A 15,919-nucleotide genomic window follows, 5' to 3' on the forward strand; every position below is an offset into this window, starting at 1 on the left:
TGCCGGGCGCGGACGGGGAGCCGGGGCCCGGGCGCGCGGCCGGCGAGGGCGCCGCGCGCCGGCGCGGGCCGTGGGGCGTGCCCTTCCTGCGCCCCGTGGACCCGGTGGTGCCCCGCCCCGCCGAGCAGCCCGCGTCCGTCGAGCACCTGTGGGGCGAGCCGGTCGCCGCCGACCAGCTCGCCGCCGCCGAACGCGGCTACCTGGACTGCGGCCCGGCCGAACGCCTCCTCTGGGAGCGCCTCTCCGTCTTCGAGGGCGCCTTCGGGCCGGACGCGGTGCACGAGGTCTGCGCCTACGGCGCGCTCCCCGCCGAGCGCGTCGCCGAGGTCCTGGAACGGGTCGCCCCGCTCGCCCTGCTCCCCGTGGACGACCTCTTCGACGGCGAACCGGTCGGTCCCCGCTACTGGATGCCGCACCCGATGCGGGCCGTCGGGGCCCGGCGGCTCACCGCCCGGGGCGACCGGGGCACCGTGGTCCCGCGCCACCGCGCCTGGTGCGTGAAGGTCGCCCGCAGGGCCGCCGACTGGTGGCAGCTGGGCCGCCAGATCGACGCCCGCGACCTCGCCCTGCGTGAACTCCCCGGCCTGGCCGCCGCCATGGACCCGACCACCGCGCCCCTCTCCCCGGGTGCGGAGACCGAGGCGGCCGGGGCGGCCGTCGACATCGTCGTCTCGCTCTGGTTCCTGTGGGTGGCCTGCGGGCGGGTCACCGAGGGCCGCACCCGGCTGCGGCACGCGCTCGCCCTGCACCCCGGCCCCGAGCCGGCCCGCGCGCTGTGGCTCGCCGCCTTCCTGGAGCTGGAGTCCGGGCGCCCCGAGGAGGCGGACCCGCTCCTCTCCCGGGCGTGGGCCGCCGCCGTACGGGACGGGGACGAGGGCTGCTTCGGCCTGCTGGCCCACCTGCGGGGCGCGACCGCGCTCTACCGGGGGCGCATGCGGGAGGCGGCGGAGGAGTTCCGGGAGGCACTGGCGCTGATGGGCGCCGAGCCGGAGTTCGGGCCGTCCCGGCAGGGCTGCCGCGTCGCCCTGGCGCTCGCCCTGTGCCGGACCGACCCGGAAGGCGCCCAGGAGGCCCTGGACGAGGCCGACCGGGAGTACGACGCCCGGCGCGCCTGGGCGGGCCGTGACCTGGCCGCCGACGCCTGGGCGCACCACGCCCGCGCCGAGCTGCTGGCCTGGGACGGGGTGCCGGAGCGGGCCGCCGAGTACGCCCGGCGGGCGCTGCGCGAGCACCTGCGGATCGGTTCGGCGGTCGGCGCGGCCTGCGCGGCGGAACTCCTCGCGCAGATGCGGGCGCTGGACGGCCGGCACACCTCCGCCGCGCATCTGCTCGGCGCGGTGGACCTGTTGCGCACCTCCGTCTTCAACACCTCGTACCGCCCCGCCGCCTACTGCGCGGGCCCGCGCGGCAGGGGCGGGACGGCCCTGCGGGACCTGCTGGACGACCCGGAGCTGCGCCGGGCGTACGAGGAGGGGGCGCGGCGCGGCCTGTTCGCCCTGTCGGCCGAGGTCTGACCCGTACACCCGCCGTGACCTGCGGGAACGGTCCGTGGCAGGGCACGGACCCGCCCGGAAAGCGGCGCACCTCCCTACCCTGGAGGTACGGAGGTGCCCCCATGAGGCGACGCCATCACTTCCACATCGACCACCTCGGGCATTCGGTCACGGCGACGGTGGAGACCGGCCGCCGGTCCGTCCTGGAGGTGCTGGTCGACGGCAAGGAGACCGGGTACACCACGGCCGCCGGCGACCGTCCGCTGACGGCCGCCGTGGAGCTGCCCACGGAGCCCCCGAGGACGGTGACGGTCCGCGCCGTCCACGGGCCGGGCGTACCGCGCTGCCTGCTGCTGCCGGACGAGGGCGAGGAGCCGCTGGTGATGGCGCCGAGGGCGTACTGAGGGCGGGCCCGCGCTCAGGAGAGCCAGGACATCCCGATGATCAGGAAGACGACGAAGGCGATGGCCCCGGCGACGGCGGCGGTCTTGCGCGGTCTGCGCCGCGACAGCTCGGCGAGCGCGCCGGTGGTGGAGGCGCCGGTGCCCGGCCGCTCCCGCCGCCGCGAGGCCGGAGCGGCCGGGGCGGCGGGGACGGGCCGGGGCACGGGGCGCGGCGCCGGCATGGGCAGGGGCGCGGACGCGGCCGGGACGGGCGACGGCCCGCTGTGAGCGTGCTGGGGGGCCTGGTGCTGCTGGTGGTGGGGCTGCGGCGGGGGCGTGTGGTGCTGCGGGACCTGGTGAGCCTGGGAGTGCCCGGCCTGCCTCTGGTGAGGGATCTGCGGGGCGTGGTGCTGCGGGCCCCGCGGCTGCTGGGGGATCTGCGGGCGGGCGTAGTCGCGCCAGGCGCCGGAGGAGAACCAGTCGGCGATCGCCTGCGCCGGGGGTCGCTGCTCCGGCTGCTTGGCGAGCAGGCTCAGCAGGTACGTCTCGAAGGCGGGCGGCAGCGCCACGCCGAGACGGCCGGGCGGTGTCGGCGGGGTGTCGATGTGCTGGTAGAGCAGGGCGGTCGCGGTGTCGGCCCGGAACGGCGGCTGCCCGGTGAGGAGTTGGTAGAGCACACAGCCGAGCGAGTACACGTCGGAGGCGGGTGACGCCGGCTTGCCGAGGGCCCGTTCGGGCGCCAGGTAGAGGCCGGTGCCGACGATCTGGCCGGTCGTGGTGAGGGCCGCCGACGGGTCGTCCACGAAGCGGGCGATGCCGAAGTCGGCCAGCTTGACGGTCCCTTCGGCGTCGACGAGCAGGTTGCCCGGCTTGATGTCGCGGTGCACGACCCCCTGCCGGTGCGCGGCGGCGAGCCCCGCGGCGGCGTGCGCGGCCACCACGGCCACCCGCTCGGGGGGCAGCACGAGCGGCTGGGAGGGGCTGCTGGCGAGGCTGTCGCCCTCGACCAGCTCCATGACGAGATACAGCTTCCCGTCCCACGTACCGAAGTCGAAGACACCGACCACGTGCGGGTGGCTCAGCCGGGCGGCGGTCTGCGCCTCCAGCCGGAACCGGTCACCGGCCGACGGGTCCGCCTCGTGCCCCAGCATCAGCTTCACGGCCACGGACCGCCCGAGCACCTCGTCGGTGGCCTGCCACACCTCGCCCATGCCGCCACGGCCGATACACATGTGAAGCCGATATCGGTCCGCGACCAGCACCTGGAGACCACCCTTTCGACGATCGTTCAACTTGACGGAACGGAACCAGCGTAGAGCCGCGCGGACCCCCGCTTCGCCGCGCACCCCCCGGGTGACGCGCCACCGTCCCGGACCATGCGGAGAAAGCGGTCAGGCCGTCACCTGGGTGCCCGCCAGGTGAACGGAGGGTGGCGCGGCCGGTTAGCATCTCGGCCCGGGACCTTGCTGAGAACCGTGGGACGGAGTGGGCCGTGGCGCGACCGCGCGTGGGTGTGGCGGTGCTGACGATGGGCACGCGGCCCGCCGAGCTGAGGGCGCTGCTCGACTCGGTCGCCCGCCAGGACGAACCCGCCACCCGGGTCGTCGTCATCGGCAACGGCACGGGCTCCCTCCCGGAGCTCCCCGACGGCGTCACCGGCGTCGAACTCCCCGAGAACCGGGGCGTGTCGGGCGGCCGGAACGTCGCCATCGAGACCCTGCGCGGCTTCGGCGACGTCGACGTCCTCGTGGACCTCGACGACGACGGCCTCCTCGTCGACACGGACGTCTTCCGCCGCCTGGCCGACCTGTACGAGGCGGACCCGGCCCTCGGCATCGTCTCCTTCCGCATCGCCGACGAGACGGGCGAGACCCAGCGCCGCCACGTCCCCCGCCTGGGTGCCAAGGACCCGATGCGCGGCGGCGAGGTCACCACCTTCCTCGGCGGCGGCCACGGCCTGTCCATGCGGATGCTCGACCGCGTCGGCGGCTGGCCGGAGGAGTTCTTCTTCACCCACGAGGAGACCGACCTGGCCTGGCGCGCGCTCGACGCGGGCTGGAAGGTCCGGTACGCCCCCGAGCTGCTGCTCCAGCACCCGAAGACCTCCCCGGCCCGGCACGCCGTCTACTACCGGATGACCGCCCGCAACCGCGTCTGGCTCGCCAAGCGCAACCTCCCGGCCCTCCTGGTCCCCCTCTACCTCGCGGTCTGGACCCTCCTCACCCTGGCCCGCACCCGTTCCCTCCCGGGCCTCCGCGCCTGGTTCGCCGGCTTCGCCGAGGGCCTCCGCCGCCCCTGCGGGCCCCGCCACCCCATGCGCTGGTCCACGGTCCTCCGCATGACCCGCCTGGGCCGCCCCCCGATCATCTGACGAACGGCAGCGGCCAAGCGGCGGGGACCGGCCGTGGCCGCCTGACGGGCGGGTCAAACATTCCCCGCCCTTCGTCCACCGGATGGGGTGAACTTCCCAGGTCAGGGGAGTGGCGCGGCCCGGGCGGCCGCCAAGATGGCGACGTTTCGCCCACCCCCCAAGGAGGACGACCATGTCCCAGGAGACCGAGCCGAACGCCGGTTCCTTCACTCTCGCCACCCCGCTGTCCGCCGAACCCGCCGGGTCCACCGGGACGCCGGCGGTACCGGAGCACCAGGAGTGGCCCCTGCCCCACGGCTTCGCCTGGGTGTTCCCCGGTGACGGCAACGGCGGTGCCGTCCGGCGGCCCGTGATCATGGCCGACGGCTTCAACCTCGGCCGGAGCAAGCTCGACGTGCTCTACCACGGGCTGGAGAGCGGTTACGGCTTCATCAGCGAGCTGCGCCGGCGCGGCAGGGACGTGATCCTGCTGGGCTTCGAGGAGCGCAGCGCGTCGATCCTGGACAACGCGCAGGCCGCCCAGGCCGCCATCATGCGGGCCATCGCGGAGCAGCACGGTGACGCCCGCCTCGCCGTCGGCGGCTTCAGCATGGGCGGCATCGTCACCCGCTACGCGCTGGCCCGCATGGAGGCCGACCGCATCGACCACCGGACGGCTCTGTACTTCTCCTACGACAGCCCCCACCGGGGCGCCACCATCCCGGTCGGCGTGCAGGCGTTCTCCCACTTCATCCCGTTCCCGAACGACTTCGCCCGGCAGATGAACAGCCCCGCCGCCCAGCAGATGCTGTGGCAGCACTACGACGGCGAAACCGGCAAGACCGGGGTCTCCCCGCTGCGCACGGAGTTCCTGTCCGCCCTGGACCGGGCCGGCGGGTGGCCGAGGATCCCACGGCTGATCGGCGTGGCGAACGGCCGCGGCGACGGCGTCGGCCTGCCGGAGGTGAAGCCCGGCGAGGTCGCGCTGCGGATCGAGCAGATCTACCCGGGCACCACCTTCTACACCCAGGCCCAGGGCGACGACGTGACGGCCGCCTTCCTCAACCGCAGGTTCCCCAAGGCCGAGAAGACCGTCACCACCAGCGGCTTCCCGGAACTGGACGGCGCGCCGGGCGGAACGCTGCACACGTACAAGATCCTCGCCGACACCCTGGAGAAGCTCGGCGGCAAGGCGGACCTGCGACACGAGGACGTGTGCTTCGTCCCCTCGGTCAGCGCGGTCGCCGTCCGCGCCCTCGACCAGCAGGCGGACCTGTACACGGACATCTACGAGCTGAGCCCCGAGGAGAGCGAGCTGGACGACTTCCTCTGCTCGTCCACCACCACCGCGCACACGGCCATCACCGAGGAACTGTGCACCTGGATCATGGACCGCCTCCCCGACTGACCGGCGCCCCCGCACCGACCGGGACCCGCCGTCCGCCCACCCGGGGCGGGCGGCGGGTCCGCCCCATGACTTCCCCGGAACGAGCGGAAAACCAGCTCAGGGCCTGATTCGATCTCTCGAATCAGGCCCTGAGCTGGTCTTACGGCTGTCGGGGTGGCGGGATTTGAACCCACGACCTCTTCGTCCCGAACGAAGCGCGCTGCCAAGCTGCGCTACACCCCGATGTCGCTGCTCTGCTCTTCACGTCGCGGCGACATCGATTACTTTAGCCCACGCGCGCGCTGAGACGAAATCCGGTTTTCGCGCGGCCGCGCCGCAGGTCGCACGCGGTCCCGGGCAGGGCTCAGGGGCGGGCGGTCAGGGTGAGGAGGGTGGCCTCCGGGGGGCAGGCGAAGCGGACCGGGGTGTAGCGGTTGGTGCCGCAGCCCGCCGAGACGTGCAGGTAGGAGGTGCGGGCGCCCACCGTGTGGGAGGAGAGGCCCTTCACCCGGTCGGTGTCCAGGTCGCAGTTGGTGACGAGAGCTCCGTAGAAGGGGATGCACAGCTGTCCGCCGTGGGTGTGGCCGGCGAGGATCAGCTCGTAGCCGTCGGCGGTGAAGGCGTCCAGGGAGCGGAGGTACGGCGCGTGCACCACGCCGATGGTGAAGTCGGCGGTGGTGTCGGGGCCGCCGGCCACGCGGGCGTACCGGTCCCGCTTGATGTGCGGGTCGTCCAGGCCGGTGAACGCCAGGTCGGCCTGCGGCAGTTTGAGCCGGCCACGGCTGTTGGTGAGGTTCACCCAGCCCGCCGCGTCGAAGGCGTCCCGCATGCCCTCCCAGGGGTTGTGGAGCGCGCCGACGACCGGCTTGTTGCCGTTGAGGCCGTACCGGCCCTGCGCCTTCTCCAGCAGGTAGCGGGCGGGGTTGCGCAGACGCGGCCCGTAGTAGTCGTTGGAGCCGAAGACGTACACGCCGGGGTGGTCCATCAGCGGCCCCAGGGCGTCCAGGAGCTCCGGCACCGCGTCGGGGTCGGAGAGGTTGTCACCGGTGTTGACGACGAAGTCGGGGCGGAGCCCGGCGAGCTTCTGGAGCCAGGCCCGCTTCTTGCGCTGGCCGCTCACCATGTGGATGTCGGAGACCTGCAGGACCCGCAGGTCGCCCATGCCGCGGGGGAGCACCGGGACCGTGATCCGGCGGAGCCGGAAGGAGCGGGCTTCGAAGCCCGCCGCGTAGACGAGTCCGGCCGCGGCCGTCGCCGTGACACCTGCCGTGATCTTCAGGGGGATCCCGTACCGTGCGCGCATCCCCCCATCGTCGCAGACCCGGCGGGCGGAAATGCGCGGGCGGGCGGGCCGGGGCACCTGCCACACTTGACCCCATGACCACCCTCAAGGCCAAGCTTCAGGACGACCTCAACGCCGCGATCAAGGAGCGTGACGAGCTCCGCTCCTCGACCCTGCGGCTGACCATCGCCGCGATCACCAAGGAGGAGGTCGCCGGCAAGACCAAGCGCGAGCTCTCCGACGACGAGGTGCAGAAGGTGATCGCCCGCGAGGCGAAGAAGCGCCGCGAGGCCGCGGACGCCTTTACCCAGGGCGGTCGCGCCGAGTCCGCCGAGCGGGAGCTGGCCGAGGGCGCCGTCCTCGACGCGTACCTGCCGAAGCAGCTCGGTGACGAGGAGCTGGAGAACATCGTCGCGGCGGCGGTCGCGGAGGCGACGGCCGCCGGCGCCGAGGGGCCGCGGGCCATGGGCGCCGTCATGAAGATCGTCAACCCGAAGGTCGCCGGCCGCGCAGAGGGCGGCCGCGTCGCCGCGGTCGTGAAGAAGCTCCTCGCGGGCTGACCAGCCCGCCGGACCAGCACCGAGGACGTACGGCGAAGGGCGCCCCACCCGAGGTGGGGCGCCCTTTCCGGTGCCGGGAGGTCAGTGGTTTCCGCCGCGGCCGTTGCCCCGGCCGTTCCCGCCGAACAGGTCCTCCGGGATCGAGATGCCCGGGAAGAGGTCGGCCGGCGGCCTGGTGTCACCGGGCTTGTTTCCGGCCGGCTTGTTGTCGCCGGGCTTCTTCGGCTTGTTCGGGCCGTTCTCCGGCTGCTTCGGCTTGTCGCCGCGCGGCACCGAGATGGGGGCGAAGGACGGCGTCTCGCCCGCCTCCAGCGCGCCCGTCATGGCGATCCGCCAGATCGGGCCGGGGAGGCAGCCACCGCACACCTTGTCGTAGACTTGGCCGCCGATCCGGATGTCGTACATCGACTTCTTCTCGCCGATGTCGTCACCGACCCAGACGGCGGTCGACAGGTTCGGCGTGTAGCCGACGAACCAGGCGTCCTTGCGGTCGTTGGTCGTACCCGTCTTGCCCGCGTTGTCGCGGTCGCTCAGGCCCGCCTTCGTACCCGTGCCGTCCTCGACGACGCCCTTCAGCATCTGGTTGATCGTGTCGGCGGTACGGTCGCTCATCGCGCGCTTGCACGAGGTCTGCGGCACGTTCAGCTTGTCGCCGTTGGCGGCCTTGATCGACTCGATGGCGACCGGGACGCAGTAGATGCCCCGGTTGGCGAAGGTCGCGTAGGCGGCGGCCATGTCGAGCGGGGTGCTCTCCTGGGCGCCGAGGGTGATGGAGGGCAGCTCCTGCACCTTCTTGCCGAGCTCACGCTCGTAGCCGACGTTCTTGGCCATCGTGATCGTCTCGCACAGGCCGGCCATCTGCTCCAGCTTGGCGAAGTACGTGTTGATGGACTTGCCCAGGGCGCTCGTCATGTCGTAGAGGCCCTTCTCCGACTCGACCTCGTTGCCGACCTCCCAGGTGGCGTAGCCGGCGGGCTTCCCGTCGCAGCGGGTGTAGTCCTTCTCCGGGATCTTGATCTTCCACGGGTCGTCGAAGGTCTGCGCCGGGCTGAGGCCCTTCTCCAGGGCCGCGGCGGCGGTGATCGGCTTGAAGGTCGAACCGACCTGGAAGCCGTACGTCGTGCCGCCCATCTTGCTGCCGACGGAGAGGTTGAGCGTCGTCTGGTGCTGCTTCTGGTCCAGGCCGTACGGGCGGGACTGGCCCATGGAGAGGATCTTGCCGGTGCCCGGCTGGACCTGGACGACGGCGGCGGCGACCGGGTCGTCCTTGTAGATCTTGGCGATGGCGGCCTCGTTGGCGGCGGCCTGGGCGCGCGGGTCCAGCGTCGTCCGGATGGTCAGGCCGCCGAGGTTCCACAGCTTCTGCCGCTCCTCGGCCGTCTTGCCGAAGACGGGGTCGTTGAGGATCGTCTTGCGGACGTAGTCGCAGAAGAAGCCGGAGCCGTCGACGGCGGTGATGCAGCCGTTCCGCGGGGTCTTGACCTTGAGCTTGATCGGCTTGGCCTTGGCCCTGTCCGCCTCCGCCTGGCTGATGTCCTTCACGTCGGCCATCCGCTGGAGGACGATGTTGCGCCGCTTCGTCGCCTCCTGGAGGTCGTTGACCGGGTCGTAGCGGCTCGGCGACTGGACCAGGCCGGCCATCATCGCGGCCTCGCCGAGGTCGAGCTGGGCGGCCGGCTTGGAGAAGTAGCGCTGGGAGGCGGCCTCGATGCCGTAGGCCTGCTGCCCGAAGAACGTGATGTTGAGGTAGTTCTCCAGGATCTTCTTCTTGCCCAGCTCCTCCTCGACCTGGATCGCGTACTTCAGCTCGCGGACCTTGCGGCCGATGGTCTGCTGGGTGGCCTGCGCGACCTTCTCGGGGTCGTCGCCGGCCTCCTCGACGAAGACGTTCTTCACGTACTGCTGGGTCAGCGTGGACGCGCCCTGCGCGACCCCGCCCGACTGGGCGTTGCGGTTGATGGCGCGCAGCACGCCCTTGAGGTCGATCGCCCCGTGCTCGTAGAAGCGCGAGTCCTCGATCGCGACGATCGCCTTCTGCATGTACGGGGAGATCTTCTCCAGCGGTACGACCTTCCGGTCCCGCGAGTACACGGTCGCGATCAGGCCGCCCTCGGAGTCGAGGATCGTGGTGCGCTGACTGAGCGGTGGCGTCTTCAGGTTGGCGGGGATCTCGTCGAACCCCTCGACCGTGCCCTTCGCGGCCAGTCCGAGTGCCCCGGCCGCGGGCAGGGCGATGCCTGCCAGCACGGCTCCGGAGAGCACACTGACACCGAGGAACTTGGCGGCCTGCTGGGTCCCGGTCAGGCCACCGCCCGAGCGCTTCTTTGCCATGGGGGCAGCCTAATCCGTAGGACTGGGCGTTCCGCAGGAGCAGGGGTCTCTCGGAGCGTTCGCGTACGAGACCGTGACATCCGGGCGGCCCGGGGGGCGGCCCTGGCGGTTCCTTCCGGAGGCGTGGCGACGCCTGGCGTCCGCGTGACGAATCGCCGGACAGACGGGCAGGCGTTGGCCTAAGCTGCTCCCAACTGTCACAGCAGTGTGGTTCCGCATCAAGACCCGTGCATGACATCGGCGTGAATTCCCGTGACCCCGAAACACGGGAATCTCGTGTCCGTTTCCGGCCCCTGCGTCACACGGTGCCCCTCGTGTCCCCGCGGAGGAAGGGCAGGTACGCGCGGCATGTCCGCTACCTGTCGTATGTCCTCCGGTCACTCCCCTGGGTGATCTGACGTACACGCATAGTCCGTTCGGACCATTCAAGATTGGGCCCGAAGGGGGTGTTGCGCTGTGCCCACCTTCCGTAACGTCCCAACTGGCAGCGGTGAATATGCCGCTGCCGCCGTGGGGGAGCCTCGATTCGGGAGAGGACGGCGCCGGTATGGGCTGGGTAGCTGACTGGAGTGCGCAGGCGGCCTGCCGCACTACCGATCCGGATGAACTTTTCGTGCAGGGAGCGGCGCAGAACAGGGCGAAGGCGGTGTGCACCGGCTGTCCGGTGCGGACCGAGTGCCTGGCCGACGCGCTCGACAACCGCGTCGAGTTCGGCGTGTGGGGCGGCATGACGGAGCGCGAGCGCCGTGCCCTGCTCCGCCGGCGGCCGACCGTCACCTCGTGGCGCCGGCTCCTGGAGACCGCGCGGACGGAGTACGAGCGCGGCGCGGGCCTGCTGCCCGTCGCGATGGACGACGACGCGACGTACGAGGCGTACGCGGCGGTCGGGTAGCCCCGGCTCGCACCGGGGCCCCGTACCAGGGCCACGAGCGGGAACCTCCTGAGAGGGTCTCCTGCCAGGGCCCCGTACGGGGAGAGGCTCAGGCCGAGGGCGTGCGCCCGGCCGTGAGCCGATCACCGATGTCCCGCAGCCCGGCGAGGTCGTGCACATCGCCGGGCAGGGCGGTCACCTCGGTCACCGCCACCTCCGGGTGCAGGGTGGTGAAGCGGTCGCGCGTGCGCTGCTCGCGCGCGAGCACCCGCATCCGCTCCGCGTGGAGACGGAGCAGGCCGGCGGTCAGATGACGTACGTCCCCTGCTGCGGGGTCCGCGGACGCGTCCGTGGGGGCGGAGGCGTTCACGTCCGTTCCTGTGTCGGCGCCTGCGTCTGCTGCGCTGCGTGCGTCTGCTTCTGCGCCCGCGGGGATGTGCGGGCCGGCTGTGGGGGCAGCCTCGGGTACGGAAGAAGTGGCGGCGGTGGCGAGGGCTTGCGACTCGGTCGATGTGGCCGGGGAGCCACGCAGTCCAGCATTCCCGGGCCTCTGATCCACAATGCGGCCCTCCTCAAGATTTTCCGCCGCGGCCCGCGCCCGCTCCGCGGAGAGCCCGGCGGCGCCGCTGACGTGAACCCGGTTGAGGACGAGCCCGGCGAGGGGCATCTTCTCGGCGGCGAGCCGCTCCACGAAGTACGCCGCCTCGCGCAGCGCGTCCCGCTCCGGCGTGGCGACCACGAGGAACGCCGTCCCCGGCGCCTGGAGCAGCCGGTACGTGGCGTCCGCGCGGGTCCGGAAACCGCCGAACATCGTGTCCATCGCCGCCACGAACGTCTGCACGTCCCCGAGGAACTGACCCCCCAGCAGCTTCCCCAGCGTGCCCGTCATCATCGACATGCCGACGTTCAGGAACTTCATCCCGGCCCGGCCGCCCACCTTCGCCGGGGCCATGAGCAGCTTGATGAACTTCCCGTCCAGGAAGGAGCCGAGCCGCTTCGGCGCGTCCAGGAAGTCCAGGGCGGAACGGGAGGGCGGGGTGTCGACCACGATCAGGTCCCACTCGTCGCGGGCCCTGAGCTGCCCCAGCTTCTCCATGGCCATGTACTCCTGCGTTCCGGCGAAGCCGGCCGACAGGGACTGGTAGAAGGGGTTCTCCAGGATCGCCCGCGCCCGCTCGGGATCCGCGTGCGCCTCGACGATCTCGTCGAAGGTCCGCTTCATGTCGAGCATCATGGCGTGCAGTTCGCCGCCGTCACTGCCCTTGATGCCCTCGACCTTGCGGGGGGTGTTGTCGAGGGAGTCGATGCCCATGGACTGGGCCAGCCGGCGCGCCGGGTCGATGGTGAGCACGACGACCCGCCGTCCCCGCTCGGCCGCCCGGACGCCGAGCGCCGCGGCCGTGGTCGTCTTCCCGACGCCGCCCGCGCCGCAGCAGACGATGATGCGGGTGCCCGGGTCGTCGAGGATCGGATCCAGCTCCAGGGCGGGTACGGAGTCCAGCCCCTCACCGCCGGAAGCCCCGCCTCCGGCACCGCCGCCACCGCCGTTGCCGGGGCCGTCGTCGGGACCGTGGCCGGCCCCGGCCGTCTGCTCCGTCACGCGCCCACCCCTTGTCTCCGCAGTTCCTTCGCCAGCCGGTACAGCCCGGCGATGTCCGCCCCGTCGCCCAGGTACGGCAGCTCGTACGAGGGGACCCCCACGCCCTCCAGGACGGCGCGCTGCGCCCGCTCCAGCTCCACCCGGCGGGCGTGCTCGGCCGCCTGGTCCAGAAGCGGCTCCACCAGGCGCGCGCCGCCCGCCACGCCCGCGGAGACCAGTGTCCGGGCGACCGCCTCCCGGTGGTCGCCGGAGGCGGCCCGTACCGCCGCCTCGTCGAGCACGTGCGGACGCACCATGTTCACCACCACCCGGCCCACGGGCAGTTCGGCCGCCCGCAGCTCGGCGATGCCGTCGGCGGTCTCCTGGACCGGCATCTCCTCCAGGAGCGTCACCAGGTGCACCGCCGTCTCCGGGGACTTCAGGACCCGCATGACGGCCTGCGCCTGGTTGTGTATCGGGCCGATCCTGGCCAGGCCCGCCACCTCGTCGTTGACGTTCAGGAAACGGGTGATGCGGCCCGTCGGGGGCGCGTCCATCACCACGTGGTCGTAGGTGGGGCGGCCGTTCCGCTCGCGCCGCCGGACCGCCTCGCACGCCTTGCCGGTCAGCAGGACGTCCCGCACGCCCGGGGCGATCGTCGTCGCGAAGTCGATCGCGCCGAGCTTCTTCAGGGCCCGCCCCGCGCCGCCCAGTTTGTAGAACATCTGCAGGTAGTCGAGGAGCGCCCGCTCGGCGTCGATCGCCAGCGCGTACACCTCGCCCCCACCGGGAGCGACGGCGATCTTCCGCTCCTCGTAGGGAAGTGCCTCCGTCTCGAAGAGCTGTGCGATGCCCTGCCTGCCCTCGACCTCGACGAGGAGGGTCCGCTTCCCCTCCGTCGCGAGAGCGAGAGCGAGGGCGGCGGCGACCGTCGTCTTACCGGTACCACCCTTGCCGCTGACCACCTGGAGCCTGCTCACGCTGTCGAGCCTAACCACTGACCGCCGCGCACAATCAGGTGGCCGCCCCGGAAAAGTCCCCTAGGTAGTTCCTGGGGGGACCTCGGAGGGGCGTCGCCCGGCAGCGGCTACAGTCGGCTCCATGACCAAGTGGGAGTACGTCACGGTGCCGCTTCTGGTGCACGCGACCAAGCAGATTCTGGACACCTGGGGCGAGGACGGCTGGGAGCTCGTCCAGGTCGTGCCCGGGCCGAACAACCCCGAGCAGCTCGTGGCCTACCTGAAGCGGGCCAAGCAGTGAGCGGGGCCGTCGAGGCGCGGATCGCGGAGCTCGGCCTGACCCTTCCCGAGGTCGTGCCCCCGATCGCCGCCTACCAGCCGGCCGTGCGCTCCGGCGCGTACGTCTACACCTCGGGCCAGCTCCCGATGGTGAACGGCAAGCTTCCGACGACCGGCAAGGTCGGCGCGGAGGTCACGCCCGAGGAGGCCAAGGAACTCGCCGCCCGCTGCGCGCTCAACGCGCTCGCGGCCGTGAAGTCCGTCGCCGGGGACCTGGACCGCATCAAGCGGGTCGTCAAGGTCGTCGGCTTCGTCGCCTCGGCCCCCGACTTCACCGGCCAGCCCGGCGTCATCAACGGCACCAGCGAGCTGCTCGGGGAGATCCTCGGCGACAAGGGCGTGCACGCGCGCAGCGCCGTCGGCGTCACCGTGCTGCCGCTCGACGCCCCCGTCGAGGTCGAGGTCCAGGTCGAGCTGATCGAGGACTGACCCGGCCGCCGTACGCGACCACCACGGAGCCGGCCCCTCCGCGCCCCCGCGCGCGAGGCGGCCGGCTCTCGTGCATTCCGTTCGATGCGCATAGCATCCGGCCATGTCGAATGCTCAGGGGAACGACCGGCAGGACACCCGGACCAACGGCCAGTGGTACCCACCGGAGTGGCCGGACCGCATCCGCGCCCTCGCCGCGGGGGAACTCGTCCCGGTGGAGCCCAGGCGCGCCGCGACCGTCCTGCTGCTGCGCGACGGGGAGACGGGACCGGACGTCCACATGCTGCGCCGGCGCACCTCCATGGCCTTCGCCGGCGGCGCGTACGCCTATCCCGGCGGCGGTGTCGACCCGCGTGACGAGCACCCCGTGCGGTGGGCCAGGCCCTCCCTCGGCGACTGGGCCCGGCGGCTCGGCCTCGACGACCCCGCGCAGGCCCAGGCCGTGGTCTGCGCCGCCGTCCGCGAGACCTTCGAGGAGGCGGGCGTCCTGCTCGCCGGAGAGACCCCGGACACCGTCGTCGGCGACACCACCGGCGACGACTGGGAGCGGGACCGGCGGGCCCTCGTCGCCCGCGACCTGTCCTTCGCCGACTTCCTCGACCGGCGCGGCCTCGTCCTCCGCTCCGACCTGCTCGGCGCCTGGGCCCGCTGGATCACCCCCGAGTTCGAGCAGCGGCGGTACGACACCTGGTTCTTCGTGGCCGCGCTCCCGGCCGGGCAGCGCACCCGGGACGTCTCCGGCGAGGCCGACCGCACGGTGTGGATCCGCCCGGCGGAGGCCGCGGCCGGCTACGACCGGGGCGAACTGACGATGATGCCGCCGACGATCTCGACCCTGCGGACCCTGGAGCCGTACGGAAGCGCCAAGGAGGTCCTGGTGGCCGCCGCCGACCAGGACATGACCCCCGTCCTCGCCCGGGCGCGCCTTGCGGGCGACGAGGTCGTCCTGAGCTGGCCGGGGCACGAGGAGTTCACCAAGCGCGTTCCGGCGGGAGGCCGTGATGACTGACGCGTCGGCCCTCCCCGGTCAGCCGCGCGGCGCCGTGGTCTGCGGACCGGCGACCGCCCGCGCCGTGAACGTGCTCGCGCCGAACCCGTCCGCCATGACCCTCGACGGCACCAACACCTGGATCGTCGCCGAACCGGACTCCGACCTGGCCGTCGTCGTCGACCCGGGCCCGCTGGACGAGGGCCACCTGCGCGAGGTGATCGCCACGGCGGAGCGGCTGGGCAAGCGCGTGGGGCTGACCCTGCTCACCCACGGGCACGCGGACCACGCCGAGGGGGCGGCCCGGTTCGCCGAGCTGACGCGGACGGCGGTGCGCGCGCTCGATCCGGCGCTGCGGCTCGGCGACGAGGGGCTCGCGGCCGGGGACGTCGTCACCACCGGCGGCCTGGAGCTGCGGGTGGTCCCGACGCCCGGCCACACCTCGGACTCGCTCTCCTTCCACCTCCCGGCCGACCGGGCCGTGCTCACGGGCGACACCATCCTGGGGCGCGGTACGACGATGGTCGCCCACCCCGACGGGCGGCTCGGCGACTACCTGGACTCGCTGCGACGCCTGCGCTCGCTCACCGTGGACGACGGCGTGCACACGGTGCTGCCGGGGCACGGGCCGGTCCTGGAGGACGCCCAGGGGGCCGTGGAGTTCTACCTGGCGCACCGGGCGAGCCGGCTGGCCCAGGTGGAGACGGCGGTCGAGAAGGGGCACCGGACGGCGGCGGAGGTCGTGGCCCACGTGTACGCGGACGTCGACCGCTCCCTGTGGCCGGCGGCGGAGTTGTCGGTGCGGGCGCAGCTGGAGTACCTGACGGAGCGCGGCCTGATCTGACCGGGGCGCCGCGGCGCCCCGGGCCCGCCGCCGGTCCGGACGTGCGTCCGGCCGCCCCCGGTCTCGTCTCCGCACCCCCGCGTGCTTTACGCTCCGTTTACTTCTGGCCGTAGTTTCGGGGGGA

Annotated in this window: 15 protein-coding genes and 1 tRNA gene; 10 read left to right on the top strand and 6 right to left on the bottom strand. The window is 72.7% G+C overall.

Annotated elements, in window-relative coordinates; translation table 11 throughout:
• Positions 1-95: 95 nt before the first annotated feature.
• Entirely contained in the window at positions 96-1,514 is a 1,419-nt protein-coding gene (locus ACFY60_RS05725) for a tetratricopeptide repeat protein (RefSeq protein WP_388609482.1), read from the top strand.
• 101 nt (positions 1,515-1,615) lie between these two features.
• The gene (locus ACFY60_RS05730) at positions 1,616-1,897 is read left to right on the top strand and encodes a hypothetical protein (RefSeq protein WP_388609480.1); all 282 of its coding nucleotides are present in this window, start codon (positions 1,616-1,618) and stop codon (positions 1,895-1,897) included.
• A gap of 14 nt (positions 1,898-1,911) precedes the next feature.
• Here ACFY60_RS05730 and ACFY60_RS05735 read toward each other — a convergent pair whose 3' ends face one another.
• Positions 1,912-3,108 carry a serine/threonine-protein kinase gene (locus ACFY60_RS05735; protein WP_388609478.1) on the bottom strand — a complete coding sequence of 399 codons (1,197 nt, stop codon included), beginning with the start codon at positions 3,106-3,108 and terminating at the stop codon, positions 1,912-1,914.
• A 260-nt stretch (positions 3,109-3,368) separates the two neighbouring features.
• Between ACFY60_RS05735 and ACFY60_RS05740 the strand changes: the two genes are divergently transcribed.
• The gene (locus ACFY60_RS05740) at positions 3,369-4,247 is read left to right on the top strand and encodes a glycosyltransferase family 2 protein (protein WP_388609477.1); all 879 of its coding nucleotides are present in this window, start codon (positions 3,369-3,371) and stop codon (positions 4,245-4,247) included.
• A gap of 172 nt (positions 4,248-4,419) precedes the next feature.
• A complete protein-coding gene (locus ACFY60_RS05745) occupies positions 4,420-5,634 on the top strand; it encodes an esterase/lipase family protein (protein WP_388609475.1) in 1,215 nt (404 codons plus the stop codon).
• 148 nt (positions 5,635-5,782) lie between these two features.
• On the opposite strand, the gene ACFY60_RS05750 is transcribed toward ACFY60_RS05745, so the two are convergent.
• Positions 5,783-5,856, bottom strand: a tRNA-Pro gene (locus ACFY60_RS05750).
• A 121-nt stretch (positions 5,857-5,977) separates the two neighbouring features.
• Positions 5,978-6,916 carry a metallophosphoesterase gene (locus ACFY60_RS05755; RefSeq protein WP_388609474.1) on the bottom strand — a complete coding sequence of 313 codons (939 nt, stop codon included), beginning with the start codon at positions 6,914-6,916 and terminating at the stop codon, positions 5,978-5,980.
• Positions 6,917-6,990: 74 nt separating this feature from the next.
• On the opposite strand from ACFY60_RS05755, the gene ACFY60_RS05760 reads away from it, so the two are divergent.
• On the top strand, positions 6,991-7,455 hold the full coding sequence (locus ACFY60_RS05760; RefSeq protein ID WP_309051627.1) for a GatB/YqeY domain-containing protein: 465 nt from the start codon (positions 6,991-6,993) through the stop codon (positions 7,453-7,455).
• A gap of 81 nt (positions 7,456-7,536) precedes the next feature.
• Here ACFY60_RS05760 and ACFY60_RS05765 read toward each other — a convergent pair whose 3' ends face one another.
• A complete protein-coding gene (locus ACFY60_RS05765) occupies positions 7,537-9,786 on the bottom strand; it encodes a transglycosylase domain-containing protein (protein WP_388609472.1) in 2,250 nt (749 codons plus the stop codon).
• A gap of 547 nt (positions 9,787-10,333) precedes the next feature.
• On the opposite strand from ACFY60_RS05765, the gene ACFY60_RS05770 reads away from it, so the two are divergent.
• Entirely contained in the window at positions 10,334-10,678 is a 345-nt protein-coding gene (locus tag ACFY60_RS05770; protein WP_030206027.1) for a WhiB family transcriptional regulator, read from the top strand.
• An 88-nt stretch (positions 10,679-10,766) separates the two neighbouring features.
• Here the strand turns inward: ACFY60_RS05770 and ACFY60_RS05775 are convergent, their stop codons facing one another.
• Positions 10,767-12,158, bottom strand: a complete 1,392-nt coding sequence (locus tag ACFY60_RS05775) for an ArsA family ATPase (RefSeq protein ID WP_388610197.1) — start codon at positions 12,156-12,158, stop codon at positions 10,767-10,769.
• A 95-nt stretch (positions 12,159-12,253) separates the two neighbouring features.
• The gene (locus ACFY60_RS05780; protein WP_309051629.1) at positions 12,254-13,216 is read right to left on the bottom strand and encodes an ArsA-related P-loop ATPase; all 963 of its coding nucleotides are present in this window, start codon (positions 13,214-13,216) and stop codon (positions 12,254-12,256) included.
• 121 nt (positions 13,217-13,337) lie between these two features.
• Between ACFY60_RS05780 and ACFY60_RS05785 the strand changes: the two genes are divergently transcribed.
• The 4 genes from ACFY60_RS05785 to ACFY60_RS05800 all read left to right on the top strand — a co-directional run bounded on the left by ACFY60_RS05785 (position 13,338) and on the right by ACFY60_RS05800 (position 15,795).
• Positions 13,338-13,496 (top strand): DUF4177 domain-containing protein, encoded by a 159-nt coding sequence (locus ACFY60_RS05785; RefSeq protein ID WP_309051630.1) that lies wholly within the window; start codon positions 13,338-13,340, stop codon positions 13,494-13,496.
• The gene (locus ACFY60_RS05790) at positions 13,493-13,963 is read left to right on the top strand and encodes a RidA family protein (RefSeq protein WP_345279920.1); all 471 of its coding nucleotides are present in this window, start codon (positions 13,493-13,495) and stop codon (positions 13,961-13,963) included. Before ACFY60_RS05785 ends, ACFY60_RS05790 begins: the two co-directional genes overlap by 4 nt.
• Positions 13,964-14,066: 103 nt before the next feature.
• Positions 14,067-14,972: an NUDIX hydrolase gene (locus ACFY60_RS05795; protein ID WP_388609470.1), complete on the top strand. Its 906-nt coding sequence runs from the start codon at positions 14,067-14,069 to the stop codon at positions 14,970-14,972.
• Positions 14,965-15,795 carry an MBL fold metallo-hydrolase gene (locus ACFY60_RS05800; RefSeq protein ID WP_388609468.1) on the top strand — a complete coding sequence of 277 codons (831 nt, stop codon included), beginning with the start codon at positions 14,965-14,967 and terminating at the stop codon, positions 15,793-15,795. The genes ACFY60_RS05795 and ACFY60_RS05800 overlap by 8 nt, the downstream gene beginning before the upstream one ends.
• The last annotated feature ends 124 nt before the right edge of the window (positions 15,796-15,919 follow it).

This window comes from Streptomyces sp. NPDC012827 (assembly GCF_042900905.1).
Taxonomy (GTDB): Bacteria; Actinomycetota; Actinomycetes; order Streptomycetales; family Streptomycetaceae; genus Streptomyces; species Streptomyces gulbargensis.